Origin of the sequence: Stenotrophomonas panacihumi (assembly GCF_001431645.1) — a bacterium.
GTDB classification, from domain to species: Bacteria; Pseudomonadota; Gammaproteobacteria; order Xanthomonadales; family Xanthomonadaceae; genus Stenotrophomonas_A; species Stenotrophomonas_A panacihumi.
Genome location: NZ_LLXU01000025.1, coordinates 1 through 644, shown reverse-complemented (window position 1 = coordinate 644; position 644 = coordinate 1). Strand labels below are relative to the sequence as shown.

The 644-nt window shown below is 57.8% G+C and carries 1 pseudogene; it reads left to right on the top strand.

Annotation, left to right across the window (positions count from 1 at the left end):
- Positions 1-74 precede the first annotated feature (74 nt).
- Positions 75-644, top strand: a pseudogene (locus tag ARC20_RS17810) (DUF3320 domain-containing protein); the annotation flags it as partial.

The window sequence follows — 644 nt, the reverse complement described above, 5'->3', positions numbered from 1 at the left end:
TTCTGGGGAAAGAGTTCGCAACGCTGGCTAGAGCACACAATGACTTGGTTCGATTCCTACCAGACCTCACCAGATTGACCCAACTTCTGGCTGAGAAGAAACCACTTACGCTGGATCTGGCGCTTCGGCTGGTTGCCATTGCTGAGCGTGCCACGAGTATTCCGGAGCTTGATCGTGATGCGCTGGTGGCTCACATCTGGGACCGCGGCGTTGATGCGGTAGAAGAAGTCGTGGTGGCCGTTGAAACGGTCCAGCAAGCCAAATCAAACCTGTCCACGGTCTTCCGAGAGACTGCTTGGAGCAAAGACAGCGGGCAACTTGAAGCGGCGCGGGCACAGCTGGCCATGCGAGGCTCAAGCTTGTTCCGCTTCCTGAGTGGAGATTGGCGTCGAGCAAACCAAGCCATCCGTACTTTACTGTCCAATCCTAAGCTTCCGGCCTTGGACATGCTCGGGTCTCTTGATGTGCTGCTCGATGCCATGGCAGCACACCGCAAGATTGCAGAGCGCGATGCCCAAGGCCAAGAAGCTTTTGGCTCCAACTGGCAACGTGAGCGCTCAAATCCCTCGTTCCTGAGAGGAGTTGTGGCTTGGATGCGCACACTCCGCCCTTTGGGAAGCGGGGTGCGCGAGCGCCTGGCCGAC